This is a genomic window from Bacillus sp. M5A3_1b (genome assembly GCF_053345335.1).
On sequence record NZ_JBKEZY010000009.1, the window covers coordinates 41,514 to 60,857 of the forward strand.

Sequence of the window (19,344 nt, forward strand, 5' to 3'; positions counted from 1 at the left end):
GGAATCCCTCTTTTCTAAAGTTGTATTGCCACTTTTAAGGATTCCCTATTCATTCATTATACATTCGTTTTTGGTGTTTCCTCTTCATCATGAACGCTTAATAAATTTTGCCATTTTTTATAAGGAGCACTATTTGGATCTACATAACCTTTCGCATACGAACGATCCCACAATTGTTTAATAAACATTTCTTTCTCTTTCTTTGCAACCATATCAGCACCTGTACCGTAATAATTTTGGAAATATAACTCAATTTCGTCAAGGAATAATCTTAATAATTCATCAGAAGTTTCTTCTAACGTTGGATCATATTTCGCTTCACGGTCGTACATTAAAATCATATCTAAAATATTATGGACATGCTCTTTACGAAGCCATCTAATATCTTGAGCACCTAATACGAACGGATGTGTATATAAATGTCCGCCCTGTATCATAGCTTTTTCTTGTTCTTCTTCAAATCTGGACAAGATGTTTTCATAAATAAACGGATTATGAAGCAATGCTCTGTGTAATTTATAACTTTCACTTGAAATATTTTTTCCCATCGACTGAATTAAGAAGCTACGTCCAACACCGTTATATTGATACACGAACTGGCCATCAACAGCAACTAAACTAATCCAGCGATACATATACGCGTATAGAAGAGCGCGATTACATTTATCGTAATCCAACTTCGTTTGCGTTGCATTTAAGTCTGGCATGAAAGCTGGCAAGTGCCAATATTTATCTAAATGCGGCGTTAAACTAGATTTTTTACTATTCAACTTGTTCACACGGCGATAGTAAGACTGAAAATAATCACCTTTATCATTCATAAATCCATTTGCAATATGTCCTGACGACAGCTTAGGAAAGTCTTGTAGTGATAAACCGTAATGCGCACGATAACAAATGACTTCAAATGGCGAAAAAGCTTCATGTACTGTATCTTTTTCTTTAAACATTTCTTGAATTAATTCCTCTTGCAATTCTTTCTTTAAAGATGGATGTATACCCCAATATTGTAATTCCCTATGATGGGAAACTTTCGGAACGAATGGACTTGCTAAATGGAATAAGTCTTCAATTTTTTCACGGACGTATTCATCACGATCACGCTTCTTATAATCCGCCTCTTTTCGTAACGCCTCAACGATATTCAGCTCTAATTTATCACGATAGCGTATTTGTAATTCATCGTAGCAATAACTTAGTATGTGCTCACGATAAAAATCTTCTACTTTTTTCGATTGAATCTCTTCTGTTTTTGCATCCCGGCAATATTCCCCGTATAAACTCATATAAATTTCCGCAGATATATCTTTCGGTAACACTCCCAAATTTAAATGTTGCTGCATATCTTGCCATATCTTTTCTTGCAATTTCTCTTCAGCTAATACGTATACATTCGTTGGGTTTGTTTTCCCTTCAAATTCCTTGCTTCGTTTTTGAATTTCGAACAATAAATTTTCACGTGTTTCGTATAAATTATCAAAAAACCTTTCCCAATATTGAATCATTTTATTAACCGCTTGATATAGCGATTGATAAACGAGTTCTAATAGCATTTCTTTACGATACTCGTTTAATTTGTGTACGTACTGCGTTACAATATCTTCAAATTCTTTTTTAAATAAACGCTGCTGATTATTAATCATTTTTCCAAACCAGCCTTGTTGCTGCGCGATTTCTACCCGGCGAACAGCTGTTACCGTTCCATCAATATTACTCACATTAAATTTCTTATCGTAGTTTTGAATTAAATTGCGCTTTTGTTCATTATTTTCATGTAGTCGATTCATTTTCTCGACTAACTGCTTTCGAATTTCATACAACATAAAACGAGCTGATACTGGATGAACAGGATCCGTTTTCTTTAAAAACCATGTATTTAATTGATAGGACTGCCCTTCAGAACCACTTGGTGCAAAACGGTCTGATTCAATCATGTCATACAATAGTGTCGTTACATGCTCATGTACGCGGCTCGGAATCGCATACGCATATAAACGAACCGCATGATCCACCCTTGCTACTTCACCTTTCATTTGCTCCATCATTTTCAGTTTAGCAGCCGAAATTTTACACTCGTGCTGCAGTCGGTTTAATTCCTCATCTTTTTGCACCGTACGCTGTACATAACTTTCTACAGCCTCTAAAAACAGTTTAGATTTCGCAACACCGACCTTACCGCCCTCTGCTCCTTCACGCGTTTCATTGTACATTTGTCTATAAAAAATATGAGCCTGTTCTGGACGGGTAGCAAGATGTTCTAAGTCTTCTAAATAACTTTTCCCACGCTCTGGCTTTTCACGTTGCATCCCGCGTTTGACGTCTTGGTCATATCTTTGCTTCTTCTCTTGAAACAGTTGATCTAAATGCAGCCAAGACTCATCTAAACCTTGCACAGCCCATTTTAAAGCACAATATTTTAACACGTGCTCATACGGATAAATAATCTTTGCCGTTCCTGCCCCGCAATATCGTCCTTTCCCACTTGATTCTGCTAATTGCTGAATTTGATTATCTTCCTGTGCAAAATGATTTGCAGACATCGGACTAAATAACTGTAAATAAATCGTATTTGCCATTTGCTCCATATAATCTGATAAATTGTGCAGATGGTGTCCATGTAGATTTTCGTAATCGTATAGGAAACAATAATTGTATGGTAAATGATGTTGTTTAATCGTATGATTCGTTCTTCCATCTTCATCTATTTGATCAGGTCGATATTCTAATTCAATCGTCACACCGCCACGTTTTGATAATTCTCCAGTGGAACCGAGTGTAATGGCATGTAATTCTTTTAACGAGGCATAGCCGTTTGCTTGCACCGTTTCAAACTCTTTCGCACTAACCGTTCTCGTCTTAACTAACACATCCGGCATTAAAAACGCACCACGTATTAAAATGTTGTGATGCTGCAGTTTTTTCCGAAGCATTTCACGTAAATATAATGCAATTTGTAGAAACATCCCTGAACCTGTTCCGCCCGCTAGTGATGTTACGATAATGACACGCACTCCATATTCCGTTTGATCGCTTGTAACCGGAAAAATCTTCTCGATTTCTTGCCAAAAGGATGTCAATTTATCTTCTTTCATCGCAGCAAGTAACGCTAAACGGGAAATGACGCGTAACTGTCCTGCCCCTTCTGTCAGTGGTTTATCAAGTATAGTCGGGTCCATCGGAAACCACTCTGGAATCGTTGGATCTCCTGCAATATACTCTCTTGGCGTTTTACTAGAACTCGTTTGCGTCTTAAACTTTCGAATATGATCAAATTTACTCAATGTATTCACATCTGTATCAAATACGTGCATTGCTACCTTTTTTCGGCGCTCCTCAGGTAGCCTTTCATATATTTGATGTGTCACAGTACTACCGATTCCACCTAAACCAATTAATATCGTTGGAACTTGTAACGTCATGTGAACCACCTTCCTATTCTTGCTTGTTTGAAAAGAGGGGAGAAAGATAAGACTCCCTCCTTTTCCCTATCTACTATTCACACTCATATTTGTAAATTTCTTTACCATACCCTCTATCAATTACTAAAAGTTCATTTGGATATAACGTCTTATGTTCCATTCCAACCTCATCTTCTGTTATAAACATCCCATCAATAATCATTCCTACTACTTGTGACTCTTTCGCTACAAATATTGATTTCGATCCTTTCTTTGCTATAAACGTAACGGATTGCACAGTCTTTCTTTCTGCCCTAAACGGAATGCCAAAATAATGTTTCCACCATTTATTTTTAAGTAATTCTGGCTCAGATTGATATAACCAATCTTTCGCTACCTCTTGATCCCATTCGTAATACAATAGTGCTTTTCGGTGAAATCTTGGACGAACAATCCATCCTAAAACGATTATTCCTACTACTAACAATAATAAAGTGATAGGAATAACAAACTTAAAAATAAGCGCATATTTTTCATAGAACGGTGCATTTTGAATATGAAGTGATATATTTTTCTTTACTTCTTGTAATTTTGAATCTTGCACTACGATGGTAGCTTCTACGGTGCCGGTATCTGTAAAATTGAATGTGTCGGAGTAATGAGGGCGAGGATAAATATAAATTTGATTATCCTGTTGTTTTATTTCATAGTTGATTGATTGTTTAGATGTGACACCAGTAGATTTTAATAGTTTCTTTACAGCTTCTTCTGTCATCGGCTTACCATCTAACTGTGGTTGTATAATAAACGGTTTACTATTCTCTAAATTCGTTACTTTTTCCTCATAATCTTTCGTAATAGTTTGCAATGATAATTTTGGTTTTTCAGTTACTTCGATTTTAAATTCCTTCGTCTGTCTGTAAAACCCCTTTATGTTCATATGAACTTTCCCGCGCACTAACCCTTTATCGATCTTCGTTTCGTAGTAAAATACATGTTTTTTATCGTTCCACTTCATCGGATACTGTTTTCCGTCTATTTCTACTTCTGACTGAAAATATGAAGACTGAATTGGTAATTCCGTAGGCTTCGCTTCAATAACAGCAGTAACACCTTCGTACATTTTCTCCACATTTTTTTGACTACGATCATCTTTGTCATAAGTAGAAACAGTATAGTTAAGCGCCGGTTCAACTAGTACCTGTAGTCCTTCTTTCTCAATATCTCGATCCACTTCTATCGTATAAGTTCCTGGTTTAATAACTTCCTGATTTTCCGTACTGATATGAACTATATTTCCGAATAATTTCGCTTCTCCTGGTGCATGTATGGAATAAGAAGATTGTAATTGTAACGGTTTAGAAATTTGTGTGACCTGATAATTAGACAAAGAAGGCGATTGTCGTACAAGCGTCATACGCTTTAACGGGAATGGTGTTGTAATCTCTACTTTCTTTCCTACTACTTTCGTTTTTACAATCGATTCAACCGAGGAGAACGGATCACGATTTGCAACTAATGCTGCCACTTGATTGACGCTTTTTACAATACCATCCTCTCCACTAGATGGCATCGTAACGCCATTTATCTCTTTCTTCCATATTTCTTTAAACGTATTTAGTTGTGCCTTTTCTTGCTGCCCTAAATCCTCTTCCATCGTAATTAAAATTGGATGTAACGATATCTTTTTTGCATCCATTTCTTTCTTAAACTGTGCTAGCTTCTTTGTAATTTGTTCTTTTCCGCCAACCTTATCTTTCTCTAAATCATTAAATGCCCCGTCAGTTAAGACAATAAGCCAAAATTCACGTTTTCCATCTATATCTGCTTCCTTTTTTATAGATTGCATCGCCGTCTCTACTGCGCTAAACGGAGTATTTAAATACGTTTTCCATGCTCCAATTCCCTCAATTTCTGTTTGTCTCTTATCCTTCGTTAACGAAATGTTTAATGGATCATTCGGCTTGCTCATTGGAACATAAGAGAATTTATCTTTTTCATCTAATAGCGCAACTAAACTTTGCAAAGCATAATTGGCATATTTCCAGCGATCGTTATTTCTCATGCTGCCCGAATCATCATATACAAGTGAAACGACCCTTTCCTTTGCCTCCTCTCCTTTTGCAAAAGTCCAAAAAGGATGTAACCATATAAATAGAAACAACATGAATGTGGCACAAATTCGAATTTTCATGATGAGGCTTCGCCACCTTTGTAGACAAATTCCTATGTTTAAATTTATGAGAGGATACAAGATATATGACTTGTATTTTAGGACAACAAGCGCACCATAACTTTATTATGTAAACAGTTGTATAATAAAGTTATGATTCCTTCTAGCATTTTCTATCCGATAATATAAGTAAAAAAAGCCTGTTTAAGCTCTACACTTAAACAGACTTTCCCTACTTTTTATATTGAAAACACATAACAAAAAGTTTGATTTATTGCTTCACATACACTTCAACAATTGGATTATCTTTATGATCCGCATGTAAGCGTATATTCTCTTCACTTGTACTATAAATGTTAGCTAATAACATAATCGTTAACACATTAGGAGTTTTTGCATCGCTCCCATATTTCCTTTCCAGCGCTTCCTTATATTCAAAATCTAAATCCCCCTGCACATATGTATACACTTCAAAACCATCTTTTAAATTGCAAACTACTGTATCAATAATATCTGTCCCAACTTGCTTCTTCATTTCCTCTCGCAAAGCTTCAATAAACTCTTCCCACGGTACTTCGTATATTTGAAACTGATCTGTAGATTTCATTGCCTTTTCCTCCTTATATATCCTTCTCCTATATTTCCCCTTTCCTATAACAATTATGATAGATAGGACATTCGTACAAGCCGCACTTGTCCCCCTTACATATCGTATTACTGTAATGGGGAAGGAGGAAAAAACATGCATAGACAAAAATGTTACGATACGTGCCAACGTTATTTCGGTAAAGTCGTTCGAATTGAAGATCGTGATGGTCGCATTCATTTAGGCAAAATAATTGATGTGACAAACAGCTCTGTATGGATTGAACCAGTGCAACAGCGCTCATCTTTTGATACAGGATTTGGATACTATGACGCATATGCAAACGGTGGCTGTGACCTTTGTGGGGGCCTTAGCAGATGTGATAGTTGCGGATTTGGTTGTGGTGGTGGATTCAGCGGCTGTGGATGTGGCGGTCGTGGTTGCGGTAGTTGTGGTGGCTGGGGCGGCGGCGGCTGGGGCGTTGAACTCGGATTTGGTTTCATCTTCGGAATTACATTAGCTGCATTATTTTTCATTTAACATAGTAAAGAGTTGACTAGCTTTAGTCAACTCTCTTTCTTTATTTTTCACATATAAAAATACGATGTCCTAAAATATGTTGGTACATAAGTCGTACATTTTCATGCTGTACCCATGCCTCATATAATTCATTTGGAATATGCGAGGATACATTCCATTCTGGCTCTTCTATATAGCCCGAGATTGTTTCTGCAATTGTACCACCGCCAGCAATTGTAATTCTTTTAAAATTTGCTTTCTGAAATAATTGTACCCATTCACTCTCAGTTAATAGTTCTTTCATCCCGTATAACTGGGCAATCTTTTCTTCCTCACTCTTCTCAATGTGCCTATCAATAATCATTTCAATGACAACAAGCTTGCCCTCCTTCTGTAATACACGATAGCACTCCGAGATAACCCTTTCTTTCTCTGTAAAAGCAAGTATCGATTCTCCGAGTACGAACTCAAATGAATCATGCAAACAAGGTAATTGCTCTACACTTCCTTCAATTAATTGAATATCTATTCCTTCAAACGACCATCTATCTTTCGCCTTTTGAATCATAATCTCATTCTTTTCAACCGCCGTTACTTTATAACCACATTCTTTTGTCATATATGCCGCTGTTTTCCCCGTACCGCAGCCTATCTCAAGAACATTTGCTCCATATTTAAAAGGCAGTTGTGCTAACAATTGTTTTGTTAACGTAAAACCACCAGGATGAGCACTCCCTATTCCGTAATAAGCTAGGAAATCGATGTAAGTATTTCGTTCCATGGGATTCTCCCTTTTTTATTTTATATATTCGTGGAAGAAATAAAAGTGCATAGAAAAAGCATTTTCAATCGATCTAATACCGCAACTTGAAAATGCTTTTTCTTTTATCCTGCTATTTGCTGGGCAGCCTAATTAAAGTTTCACTTTATTATTTCTCTTCAATATATGCCCATTTGAAGCTATATTCCGGACTAATATTATGTTTCACAATTCCCTTTATATTTGGTTTCATAACATATGATTTAGCACTTTGATATAAAGGTACAAGCGCTACATCTTCCTCAAGTAACAATTTCTCTGCCTTCCCTAACTCTGTCCAACGTTTTTTTGCATCAGCCATCCATTCTGTCTTACTTTTAGTAATAATGTCATCATATTTTGAATCTGAGTAGCTCATCTGGTTTTGAGAATTTGTCGTTTCAAACATATCAAGATACGTCATTGGATCCGCGTAATCTGGATTCCAGCCACCATATGAAAAATCATAATCTTGGTCTGATTCTAATTTTAGCTTTTGCTTAAATGGTTGCAGTTTAATATTTACTGTCACGCCTTTTAGATTTTTTTCAACTTGATCTTTTACATACTCCCCAACTTTTTTTGCATTACCAGTATCATAATTTAACAGTTCAATTGTTACTTGATCTTTTCCAAGTTCTTTTTTCGCTTCTTCCCAAGCTGCTGCTGCCTTTTTAGTGTCTTGTTTTAAACCATTCTTGAACGTTTCTGCGAAATCTTTACCATCTGGTCCACTCGCTAAACCTTTTGGTACTAAGTAATCCACTGGTTTTGAGCCATCATTTAAAATGACATTCGCTAAAGCTTTCTTATCAATGGATAATGCGATTGCTTCACGTAGTTTTTTGCTCTTTAACGGTGTATCTTGCCCACCACGCTTTTGATTTAAACGTAAGTAAAACGTACTTGTTTCCGAATATGCGCCAAACTCCTCCTTATTATTTCTATACTTATCAACAAACTCTCCTGATAAAAGTGCGAAATCAATTGCACCTGTATCATACAAATTTACTCTAGTAGCTGGTTCTTTTACTACACTATAGTTAATTTCTTCTAGTTTTACAGTCTTTTTGTCCCAATACTGATCATTTTTCTTTAATTTCCAGCCTTGCTCATGTTTCCAATCAGTAAGAACGAACGGTCCGTTATATACTGTTGTATCAGACTCTAAACCGAATTTATTCCCTTTTTCTTTTACAAACTTTTCATTTAATGGATAGTATGACGCAAATGCCATTAAGTTCAAGAAATATGGTACTGGTCTTTCTAATTCCACTTCAAGCGTATAATCATCTACCGCTTTTACACCTAATGTAGAAACTTCTGCTTTTCCTTGATTAATTGTTTCTGCATTTTTAATATAGTAAGCAATAAATGCATACTCAGCAGCTGTTTTCGGATCTACTAGACGTTGCCATGCAAATACGAAATCTTTCGCTGTTACTGGATCACCATTTGACCATTTTGCATCTTTCCGTAATTTAAATGTATATTTTTTACCATCCTCGCTTTTTGTGCTAGATTCTGCTACAGCTGGGATTGGCTTATTATCTTTATCAAGACGATATAAACCTTCCATCGTATTCCCTAAAATTTGTGCGCCAAGTGTATCTGTACTTTTTGAAGTATCCATCGTCGGAATTTCATTCGTTTCAGTACGATTTAGCACTTGCTTTGCCGCATATTTAATATCAGATTTCTTCTCTTCTCCACCATTATTAGATGTCGTTGTCGTTTTCTTCTCCCCACCAGAAGATCCAGAACAAGCTGTTAACGCCATACTCATCGCTAAAACTGGCGCTACAACTGCCGTGAGCTTTTTCATCTTTTTCTTCATTCTTGTACCCTCCCCAATTATATGTACGAAACTAACTTTGAGAGATTTCCAATTTAAATTATCAGAAAATTATTACTAATTATCATTCTACTAATTTTTCTTGATTTGTAAAGTGTTTTTAATGAATATTCATAATAATTAATTTATTTAAATCAATAACAATCTATTACTACTATACGAATTCTCCCCCATCTACTATATGTAAGTACCACTTTTCTTATTCTTCTCTATTTATTTAAATTTAATTGAATAGTAAAAGAGCGTTTAAAAAATAAATAATATATTTTTCAAACGCTCTTTTTTCTTATTTCCCTTCCCTTACATACGCCCACTTAAAGCTGTATTCTGGACTGATGTTATGTTTCACAATTCCTTTAACATTCGGTTTCATTACATACGCTCTTCCTGTTTGATATAAAGGAACTAGCCCAGCATCTTCTTCAAGGAATAGTTTTTCAGCTTTTCCTAACGTTTCCCAACGTTTCTTCGCATCACCCATTAATTCATTACCTGCTTTTGATACCATATCATCATATTTGGCATTTGAATAACTCATTTGGTTATATGGGCTCTTAGATTCAAACATATCAATAAATGTCATTGGATCCGCATAGTCTGGACTCCAACCTGCATAAGAAATTTCATAATCTTGTGCAGTCTCTAATTTTAATTTTTGTTTAAACGGCTGAATTTTTGTATTAATTGTTACACCTTTTAAATTTTTCTCAATTTGATCTTTAACATAATCAGCAATCTTTTTCGCAGTTCCATCATCATAACTTAGTAATTCAATTGTAACTTGATCTTTTCCAAGTTCTTTTTTCGCTGCTTCCCACGCTGCTGCACCTTTTTTCGGATCATATTTCAGACCATTTTTAAATGTATCTTGGAAATCTTTACCGTCTGGTCCTGTCGCAAGTCCTTTTGGTACTAATTGATCTGTTGCTTTTGAACCATTATTTAAAATAACATTTGCTAAACCTTTTTTATCAACTGATAATGCGATTGCTTCACGAAGTTTTTTGCTCTTTAACGGCGTATCTTGTCCGTTACGCTTTTGATTTAAACGTAAGAAGAATGTACTTGATTCTGCATACTCGCCATATTCTTCTTTGTTCGATTTATATTTATCTACAAACTCTCCTGATAGTAGTGTGAAATCAATTGATCCTGTATCATATAAGTTTACTTTCGTCGCAACTTCTTTTACTACACTATAGTTAATTTCATCTAATTTCACAGTCTTCTTATCCCAATACTTATCATTTTTCTTTAGCTGCCATCCTTGTTCATGTTTCCATGAAGACATCACGAACGGCCCGTTATACACCGTTGTATCTGCTTCTAAACCGTACTTATCGCCTTTTTCTTTTACGAATTTTTCATTTAACGGATAGTATGACGGGAATGCTAGTAAATTTAAGAAGTATGGTACTGGCTTTTCTAATTCTACTTCTAGCGTATAATCATCTACCGCTTTTGCTCCTAAATCTGTAAGAGGTTTTTCACCTTTATTAATTGCTTCTGCATTTTTAATATAGTAAGCAATAAACGCATATTCTGCAGCAGTATTTTTATCGAGTAAGCGTTGCCATCCGTATACGAAATCTTTCGCTGTTACAGGGTCACCGTTCGACCATTTTGCATCTTTACGTAATTTGAATGTATATTTTTTGCCATCCTCGCTTTTCGTACTAGATTCTGCAGCAGCAGGAATTGGCTTATTATCTTTATCAAGACGGTATAATCCTTCCATCGTGTTTCCTAAAATTTGCGCCCCTAGCGTATCAGTAGATTTAGACGTATCCATCGTCGGAATTTCCTGTTGTTCTGTACGATTTAACACTTGTTTTGCTGCGTATTTAATTTCAGATTTGTTCTCTTCTCCACCACCACTAGACGTCGTCGTTGTTTTCTTCTCCCCACCAGACCCAGAACACGCTGTCAACGCCATACTCATCGCGAAAACTGGCGCTACAACCGCCGTGAACTTTTTCATCTTTTTCTTCATTTTTGTACCCTCCCCAATTATATGTACGAAACTAGATTTGAGTAATTTCCTAATAATTAGTTATCAGAAAATTCTTATTAATTAATATTCTACTATTTTTTCCGGTTTTGTAAAGTTATTTTTAAAATATTCTAAAAATTATTCTTTTCACAATAGAAACCTTATATTCATTACTTTTTACATTTAATCTCATAATAAAAAGCATTCCAAAAGTAAAGAATCTACCTTTGGAATGCTCTATTATTTTATCCTTCTATTGTGGACAGCGAGATTCTCAATGCAAGAATAAGATAAGGAACTTGCATATATCCACTTAAAGATAAAACCACTATTTAAAAATTATTTTCCATCTTTTTCAGTCATGTATGCCCACTTGAAGCTATACTCTGGGCTAATGTTATGGTGAACGATGCCTTTTGCGTTTGGTTTTTGAACGTATGCATCACCACGTTGGTATAAAGGTACAAGCGCTACATCTTGCTCAAGAAGTAATTTCTCAGCTTTTCCTAGCTCTTCCCAACGTTTCTTCGCGTCACCCATTAATTCTCCGCCAGCTTTTTTGATCATATCATCATATTTTGAATCAGCGAAGCTCATTTGGTTATGAGAATGATTAGACTGGAACATATCTAAGAATGTCATTGGGTCAGCGTAGTCAGGTCCCCAACCAGCATATGATAAATCATAATCTTGCTCTGTTTCTAATTTCAGCTTTTGTTTGAACGGCTGAAGTTTAATATTAACAGTTACACCTTTTAAGTTTTTCTCAATTTGATCTTTTACATATTCCCCAACTTTTTTCGCATTACCAGTGTCATAGTTTAATAGCTCAATTGTAACTTGGTCTTTCCCAAGCTCTTTTTTCGCTTCATCCCATGCAGCTGCTGCTTTTTTCGCATCTGGTTTAATACCATTTTTAAATGTCTCTTGGAAATCTTTACCATCTGGTCCAGTTGCTAATCCTTTCGGTACTAAGAAGTCCGCAGGTTTAGATCCATCATTTAAAATAACATTTGATAGATTCTTCTTATCGATTGAAAGCGCGATTGCTTCACGTAATTTTTTGCTCTTTAACGGTGTATCTTGTCCGCCACGTTTTTGGTTCATACGTAAGAAATAAGTACTTACTTGTGAGTATGTGCCAAACTCTTCTTTATTGTTTCTATACTTATCAACAAATTCACCTGATAGAAGTGCAAAATCAATTGCATTTGTATCATATAAGTTTACTCTTGTAGCTACTTCTTTTACTACACTATAGTTAATTTCATCTAGTTTTACAGTCTTTTTATCCCAATATTGATCGTTTTTCTTCAGTTTCCAGCCTTGCTCGTGCTTCCAATCAGTAAGAACGAACGGTCCGTTATATACTGTTGTATCAGACTCTAAACCGTATTTATCCCCTTTTTCTTTTACGAACTTCTCATTTAATGGATAGTACGATGGGAATGCTACTAAGTTTAAGAAGTATGGTACTGCTTGTTCTAATTCAACTTCAAAAGTAAGGTCGTCTACTGCCTTTACTCCTAGTTCAGTTACAGGTTTTTCCCCTTTATTAACGGCTTCTGCATTTTTAATTGGGAATGCGATAAATGCATACTCAGCAGCTGTTTTTGGATCTAATAGACGTTGCCAAGCATATACGAAATCTTTCGCTGTTACAGGATCACCATTTGACCATTTTGCATCTTTACGTAATTTGAATGTATATTTTTTACCATCCTCACTCTTCGTGCTTGACTCTGCCGCAGCTGGGATTGGTTTGTTATCTTTATCTAATCGATATAAACCTTCCATTGTGTTCCCTAAAATTTGAGAACCTAATGTATCAGTATTTTTAGAAGTATCCATTGTTGGAATCTCATTTGTTTCAGTACGATTTAGCACTTGTTTCGCTGCTAATTTTTCTTCTGATTTGCTATCTCCGCCAGAGCTAGAATTTGTGCTTGTCTTCTTATCTCCGCCTGATGTAGAACATGCTGTTAATGCCATACTCATTGCTAAAACTGGTGCTACAACTGCTGTTAGTTTTTTGATTTTTTTCTTTTTCACTTTCTGTACCCTCCCTAATTCTTAACGCTCTCATTTAAGAATTTTCTGATAATTCTGTTTTTCTTTATATATTTATCAGAAGATTCTTATTAACTATTATTCTACTAATTTTTTGAGTTTTGTAAAGTGTTATTATTGAAAATTTTTAAAAAATTATTTTTTTACAGTAATATTCATAAAAATTCCATAATCTTTCGAAACACTATATCTCATTGAATTCTATGTATTGATTTAATAGCCTTTATATCCTTCCACTATAAAATACTTGTAAATTATTGTTAATAAATAATGTATATCATAACAAACCTCTTTTCTACAAAAATAAAAAAGCAGGCATTACGCCTGCTTCAATTCTCTTCAATCTGCTTTTCACTTAATCCTAGATGTGTTCTAAGCGTATTACTCAAACTCTGTAGATCTTTTTTATTAGGGTTATAATAATATACACGTTGCCCATTTGGACCGTTAGGTAAATATAAATCATCTCCGCCTAATTGAATCTTTTCAACTGAACCATTTAAACCGTATTTATAAAAAGATAAAATATCATCCATTACTAAATTTGTTTTAAAATCGCCGTCAATCGCCTCAACTATTTTTTCTATCTTCGTAATCGAGCCTACACTTTTTAATTTACTTAACATCGCTTCAATAACAAGTTGTTGGCGCTGACCTCTCATTGCATCACTATCAATATGACGCGTTCTTGCCAGTGCAAGTGCTTCTTCCCCTGTTAATTTTTGTATTCCTTTTTTCAAATGGATTGCGTCAGGTTCATCTTTACTATTTTGCTCCGTAAATTCAACTGGGACATTTACTTCAATTCCATCTAATCCATCAACAATTTTAGTAAATGAATTAAAATTAAACTTCACAAAATAATCAACAGGCACTTGTAACAACTTTTCTACTGCTTCCACTGAAGCTTGCGGTCCTCCATCTTTACCATTTTTAACGAAACCACTTCCATATGCATGCGTTATTTTATCTTTTTTCTTTTCAACTGGAACATATGTATATGTATCACGTGGTATGCTCGTTAATTTCACTGTCTTATCATCTTTATTAAAAGTAGCTAACAGTAGTGCATCTGTATGGAAAGCACCATTATACTCCTTTTGTCGTTCTTGATTTTCATCAATTCCCATAATTAAAAGTGAAACATTGTTTGCAATTGGCTTTACAGTTTCCTCACGTAAATGTGATTTTTCACCACGCGCTAAATTTAAACTAGACTTTTGTACGAGATTAGAAGTTTTCATATACACATAAGCACCATATCCCACTCCGCCAAATAGTAATACTACTAACAATACACTTATTATCATTGTCTTCTTATATTTTCTTTTATTTTTCTTTTCTCTTGAAGAAGAGGTATTCTCCATATATTTCCCCCCGTTTTCTATTCATCTAATATGTTTTTCAATTTTTCATACTTAGCGCTATCCTTTTGAAATACATTCTCTTTCAATCCTTTATTTATTTGTATCCATTCAGTCGTAATCGAATATTGAATCATACCTTCGTGGAAACTAAGGAACTTTAGCATAATCCCCGTATTTTTCTCTACAACCATTTCAAATTTCCCTCTTAAATCTTCAGATGTACTTACAGGCATTTCTATGTTTATTGTCCCTTCTATTTTGTAGCAATCCAGTCCAAGATACTTCGTTTCTTTATAATTCCAATCTTTATATCGAATTAATAGCTCAGCAAATTCTGATTGCATACTATACTTCGCAAATCCCACATATTCGTCATCATATCGTTTCTTTTCACCTGATTTTCTCAATAATCTTTCCGTAGGATTTAATTTTAATAGTTCATAGTTTCTTTCCTTCGGGCTCCATTTTGTCTCTCTATATGTATACTTCTCATCATCAAATTCTTTTTTCTTGCCCTCGTTATATATAATTGTTCGTTTTTTCGTTAGTTTATCTTCTTTCGAAGAGATACCTCTTTGTTGCTCCGTATCAATCGCATATTTGTATGTTGTAGCAATTCTTGACGAACTAGAATATTCCTCAAATTGTCCTGAAATATTTTTAAAATGATCAATGGAATCCAGCATCTTTTCATGAATCTTTTCTTTATCTGGATAGTTTACGTTCGATTTTATTTCTTCTTCATTTTCATAATCAGAAAACGCCTTTTTCTTTACATATTCAAATACCCCACCATTTTGAGCAAAAATTTGATCAGAAAACTCCGACATAGACACAATGGACAGTGTTAGAACCGCAGCACTTATAGCCATCATATAAACTTTGTAACCTTTCTTTTTTACCGGAAGATTATGTAGTGTACGATTAATCTTTTCATTTAACTCTGGTGGTACTATAACATTCTCTTCTTTTATTCTCTTTTTTATTTTCTCATCAAATAATTTTTCGTTATCCATCCTATACACCCCCTATTCCATCTTTAATCGCTTTTCCAATTGTTCCCTCGCGCGTGACAATCTCGATTTCACTGTTCCTTTTGGCACTTCTAAAAGCTTCGCTATACTTTCTTGATTCATATCTTCATAATAAAAAAGCACCGTTACAGCTCTTAACTCTTCATGTAATGATTGAATCGCATTACACAAATCTATATCTTCATACTGATCATAAGCACTCATATTGTAATCATTTTCTTCTATTACCATTATCTTTTTGTATGATCTAATAATGTTGTTACACTCATTTATCAAAATTCGAATTAACCAAGTTTGAAAAAACTCTTCTTTCTTTAATTTTTTTATATTTTCATAGGCTTTTAAAATTGTTGCCTGTATCGCATCCTCTATATTTGTCTCATCGCGTAACATAGCCTTTGCAATGCGATACATCTTCACTTTTTCTGTATGTATAAGCGCCATAAACGCTTCATGATCACCTTTTTTCGCTAAAGAAACATCGGTTTCTTCTTTTACAATCATTTTATATAAAGGGATTACTTTCACAATTGCTCCTCCTGTTTCATCCTCACTTCAAATTTAACTTTACATGTATTAGACGGATGAGCCTAGAAAAAGGTTCATTTTTTTGAATATTTCCATAAAAAAAGGTAAACATTCTTCATGTTTACCTTTACTCAGATGTAATTCTAAGGAAATATCCATCTGGATCGACAACTTTAAATCCCCGCATCTCCCACGGATAAGTTTGAATTTCTTCTTGTATTGTGCATCGCTTCTCTTTACAACGTTCATATACTTCTTCAATCCGATTGACAACAATAATTAGTTCAAAGCCATTCCCCTTCATGTCTTTTCGATTGTAAAAATAGTGATTTTCACTCAATGTTGAATCAGTGGCTAGTAACAGAGAAAACTGATCGTGATTAAAACGTGCTGCATGCATACTTCTTTTATACAACTGTAAACCAATTACTTCTTCATAAAACAATAATGACTTCTCAATATCATTTACATATAGCTTAACCCGGAACAAATGATTCATTCGTTTCCTCCTCATCAAAAAAAGCCCACTCTATCAGTGGACTTTCTACTTTATAACGGTAAATCCCTCTTCCTAAACACTACAATTGCTACTATGAAAATACAAAGGGCTCCAGCAGTTAAACCTATACTCACTGGCCATATATTATACGTTCCCTCAGCAATTTCTTTCGGACGAAATAGCGTAAATAATGATATATTTCTCATCCACTCTAACTTATCGCTTAATTTACCTACCATGTCCGTTACGAAAAATAAAATAGTTAAACTTGCTGAGTAGCTAAGTGCCTTTCTTTCGTCATTACATATACAAGAAAAGAAAAATGAATAAGCACTAACGACTAAAAATATGAGCCCTCCAACTACATTTATCTTCAGGAATAATTCTTTATTTAAGTTATTATCTTCTAAAAACCATTCTGCACCTACTATACCCGCTACATAAGTAACAGCTACAATAATCAGAAGTCCCAATATAAGAATAGCCGCTTGTGTGATTGCAATTCGCACTCTAGATACAGGCGTTGCTAGCAAGTATGCCATCGCTCCTTTATCTACATGACGAGCAATTAAATGCGTTGCAACTGTTACGCAAAAAATTGTTAAAATAATAATAAACAATAGACTATAATATTCGCCAGCTAAAAAATCCATTACATTTTGAATCGGACTTTCCATGCCAACAATTTTTTTCACACTATCAGGCATAGCACTTATTAATTCATTTAATCCTTTCGCCGATACCATTGAAGGGAAGATCCAAATTATCAACCATAAATATAAAGCTGCACCAGTTGCATAACTCAAAATACTTTTTTGTGTTTCTTTCAAACTAGCTAAAAACAATTGTTTATTCATGCTTTACCCCTTCTTTCTTGTCGTAATAATGCATAAATAAATGTTCTAAATCCATTGCTCTCGTTTGAAGTGCCGTTACATTATAGTTTGAAAGTGTTTGTAAAACCGTTTGATAGTTTCCTTGCACAATAATCGATGCCTCTCTACCTTTTACCGCTTCAAATTGCAAATTACATTGTGTAAGAGATTCAATCTCTTCCTCTGATGATACGGTTACATCTATCACTTGTCGTCTCATACTTTGTAAATCATGAATATTTTCAACCGTTACAAGGCGACCATCTTTAATAATCGCTACTCGGTCACATGTACGTTCAATTTCAGTAAAAATATGCGACGACATAAGAATTGTTTTTCCTCTTTGCTTTTCTTCTATTATTAAATCTATAAAAACTTGCTGCATAAGTGGATCGAGTCCTGATGTTGGTTCATCTAAAATTAACACTTCCGGATCATGCATAAAAGCAGCAACAATTCCTACTTTTTGCTTCATTCCTTTAGACATTTTTCGAATCGGTGTTTTCACATCAAATTGTAGACGTTCTATTAATTCATCTTGTCTTTTCGTATCCTTTAACCCGTGCATTCCTTGCATTAACTTTAAAAAATCTAATCCGTTCATTCCTTCAATAAAAGAAATTTCACCTGGCAGATAACCAACTTTCCTTTGGATTTTCGCCGCTTCATTCCAACAATCTAATCCAAAAATTGTCGCTTTACCAGCTGTCGGTTTTATAAATCCCATTAAATTACGAATGGTTGTGGATTTCCCAGCACCATTTGGTCCTAAGTAACCAAATACTTCCCCTTCTTTTACATCAAATGTAATATGAAACAAACCTTTTCCATTTGAAAACTGTTTTGTGACATTTTGAACTGAAATCATAATTCCACCTCATTTTTTGAAATATTTAATATGTGATATTTCAAAATTATTGTACTCCTCATCTTTCATATTCGCAACAACTTTTTGAAATATTTATATTCCCATATTTCAAAATTATTGTTTTCCATTATTTTTTCTTGTATATTTTAATTGAGGTGATTGCATTGAACGGCTTTGAAAAAGTGAAAGAAAAGAAAAAACGTGCTATTAAAGAGGCAGCCTTCTTATTATTTTCAGAACGCGGATTTAATGAAGTGAAAATAGAACATATTGCAAAAGAAGCAAACGTTTCTCAAGTTACCATTTATAATCATTTCGGAAGTAAAGATGCGTTATTTAGAGAACTTATACAAGAATTTATCATATCTGAATTTCAATATTATAGAGAGCTTGCAGCGGAAAAATTACCTTTTCATGATATGATGCAAAAAATGATCGTAAGAAAAATGAATACTGGTGGGTTATTTCAGCCGGATATGTTACTACAAATAATGCAAAGAGATGAAGAGCTCCGAGATTTTATTTATAGTTATCAAAACGAAAAAATCTTGCCTTGGTATTTAGAAATATTAGAACAAGCACAGCAAAAAAATGAAATTAACCCTCACCTTACTAAAGAAATGATGTTGCTATACATTCAAATGTTCACTAAATTAGGTGATGATTTCGGGGCACAGCTTCTTGAAGGAGATCGTGAAAAACATTTACAAGATATCGTTACGATGTTCTTTTATGGACTGTCCGTCCCAGAAAAATAATGTTTCTAAAAACAAGTAAAAT

General features: G+C 34.5%; 15 protein-coding genes. 2 read left to right on the forward strand and 13 right to left on the reverse strand.

Annotation, left to right across the window (positions count from 1 at the left end; all coding sequences use genetic code 11):
* Window positions 1-56: 56 nt before the first annotated feature.
* The 3 genes from ACLBWW_RS22060 to ACLBWW_RS22070 all read right to left on the reverse strand — a co-directional run bounded on the left by ACLBWW_RS22060 (window position 57) and on the right by ACLBWW_RS22070 (window position 6,178).
* The gene (locus tag ACLBWW_RS22060; protein WP_048544007.1) at window positions 57-3,419 is read right to left on the reverse strand and encodes a tubulin-like doman-containing protein; all 3,363 of its coding nucleotides are present in this window, start codon (window positions 3,417-3,419) and stop codon (window positions 57-59) included.
* A 73-nt stretch (window positions 3,420-3,492) separates the two neighbouring features.
* Window positions 3,493-5,592: a vWA domain-containing protein gene (locus ACLBWW_RS22065; RefSeq protein ID WP_048544008.1), complete on the reverse strand. Its 2,100-nt coding sequence runs from the start codon at window positions 5,590-5,592 to the stop codon at window positions 3,493-3,495.
* A 250-nt stretch (window positions 5,593-5,842) separates the two neighbouring features.
* Window positions 5,843-6,178, reverse strand: a complete 336-nt coding sequence (locus tag ACLBWW_RS22070) for a hypothetical protein (RefSeq protein ID WP_048544010.1) — start codon at window positions 6,176-6,178, stop codon at window positions 5,843-5,845.
* A gap of 135 nt (window positions 6,179-6,313) precedes the next feature.
* Between ACLBWW_RS22070 and ACLBWW_RS22075 the strand changes: the two genes are divergently transcribed.
* Window positions 6,314-6,697 carry a hypothetical protein gene (locus ACLBWW_RS22075; RefSeq protein WP_048544012.1) on the forward strand — a complete coding sequence of 128 codons (384 nt, stop codon included), beginning with the start codon at window positions 6,314-6,316 and terminating at the stop codon, window positions 6,695-6,697.
* A 40-nt stretch (window positions 6,698-6,737) separates the two neighbouring features.
* Here the strand turns inward: ACLBWW_RS22075 and ACLBWW_RS22080 are convergent, their stop codons facing one another.
* From ACLBWW_RS22080 to ACLBWW_RS22125, 10 genes are all read right to left on the reverse strand, one after another.
* Window positions 6,738-7,457: a class I SAM-dependent methyltransferase gene (locus ACLBWW_RS22080; RefSeq protein ID WP_048544014.1), complete on the reverse strand. Its 720-nt coding sequence runs from the start codon at window positions 7,455-7,457 to the stop codon at window positions 6,738-6,740.
* Between the two features lie 148 nt (window positions 7,458-7,605).
* Window positions 7,606-9,312 (reverse strand): peptide ABC transporter substrate-binding protein, encoded by a 1,707-nt coding sequence (locus ACLBWW_RS22085; protein WP_048544017.1) that lies wholly within the window; start codon window positions 9,310-9,312, stop codon window positions 7,606-7,608.
* 304 nt (window positions 9,313-9,616) lie between these two features.
* Window positions 9,617-11,323 carry an ABC transporter substrate-binding protein gene (locus ACLBWW_RS22090; RefSeq protein WP_447614239.1) on the reverse strand — a complete coding sequence of 569 codons (1,707 nt, stop codon included), beginning with the start codon at window positions 11,321-11,323 and terminating at the stop codon, window positions 9,617-9,619.
* Window positions 11,324-11,662: 339 nt separating this feature from the next.
* Window positions 11,663-13,375 (reverse strand): peptide ABC transporter substrate-binding protein, encoded by a 1,713-nt coding sequence (locus tag ACLBWW_RS22095; protein ID WP_048544021.1) that lies wholly within the window; start codon window positions 13,373-13,375, stop codon window positions 11,663-11,665.
* A 347-nt stretch (window positions 13,376-13,722) separates the two neighbouring features.
* Window positions 13,723-14,760: an LCP family protein gene (locus ACLBWW_RS22100; RefSeq protein ID WP_048544023.1), complete on the reverse strand. Its 1,038-nt coding sequence runs from the start codon at window positions 14,758-14,760 to the stop codon at window positions 13,723-13,725.
* A gap of 17 nt (window positions 14,761-14,777) precedes the next feature.
* Window positions 14,778-15,776 carry a hypothetical protein gene (locus ACLBWW_RS22105; RefSeq protein WP_048544025.1) on the reverse strand — a complete coding sequence of 333 codons (999 nt, stop codon included), beginning with the start codon at window positions 15,774-15,776 and terminating at the stop codon, window positions 14,778-14,780.
* A gap of 12 nt (window positions 15,777-15,788) precedes the next feature.
* Window positions 15,789-16,322, reverse strand: a complete 534-nt coding sequence (locus tag ACLBWW_RS22110) for a sigma-70 family RNA polymerase sigma factor (RefSeq protein ID WP_048544027.1) — start codon at window positions 16,320-16,322, stop codon at window positions 15,789-15,791.
* Window positions 16,323-16,449: 127 nt separating this feature from the next.
* The gene (locus ACLBWW_RS22115; protein ID WP_048544029.1) at window positions 16,450-16,821 is read right to left on the reverse strand and encodes a VOC family protein; all 372 of its coding nucleotides are present in this window, start codon (window positions 16,819-16,821) and stop codon (window positions 16,450-16,452) included.
* A 50-nt stretch (window positions 16,822-16,871) separates the two neighbouring features.
* A complete protein-coding gene (locus ACLBWW_RS22120; protein WP_048544031.1) occupies window positions 16,872-17,678 on the reverse strand; it encodes an ABC transporter permease subunit in 807 nt (268 codons plus the stop codon).
* Window positions 17,671-18,564 (reverse strand): ABC transporter ATP-binding protein, encoded by an 894-nt coding sequence (locus tag ACLBWW_RS22125; protein WP_447614240.1) that lies wholly within the window; start codon window positions 18,562-18,564, stop codon window positions 17,671-17,673. The genes ACLBWW_RS22120 and ACLBWW_RS22125 overlap by 8 nt, the downstream gene beginning before the upstream one ends.
* A 137-nt stretch (window positions 18,565-18,701) precedes the next feature.
* Between ACLBWW_RS22125 and ACLBWW_RS22130 the strand changes: the two genes are divergently transcribed.
* Window positions 18,702-19,322, forward strand: coding sequence for a TetR/AcrR family transcriptional regulator (locus tag ACLBWW_RS22130; RefSeq protein WP_116442963.1), 621 nt, complete (start codon window positions 18,702-18,704; stop codon window positions 19,320-19,322).
* Window positions 19,323-19,344 lie beyond the last annotated feature (22 nt).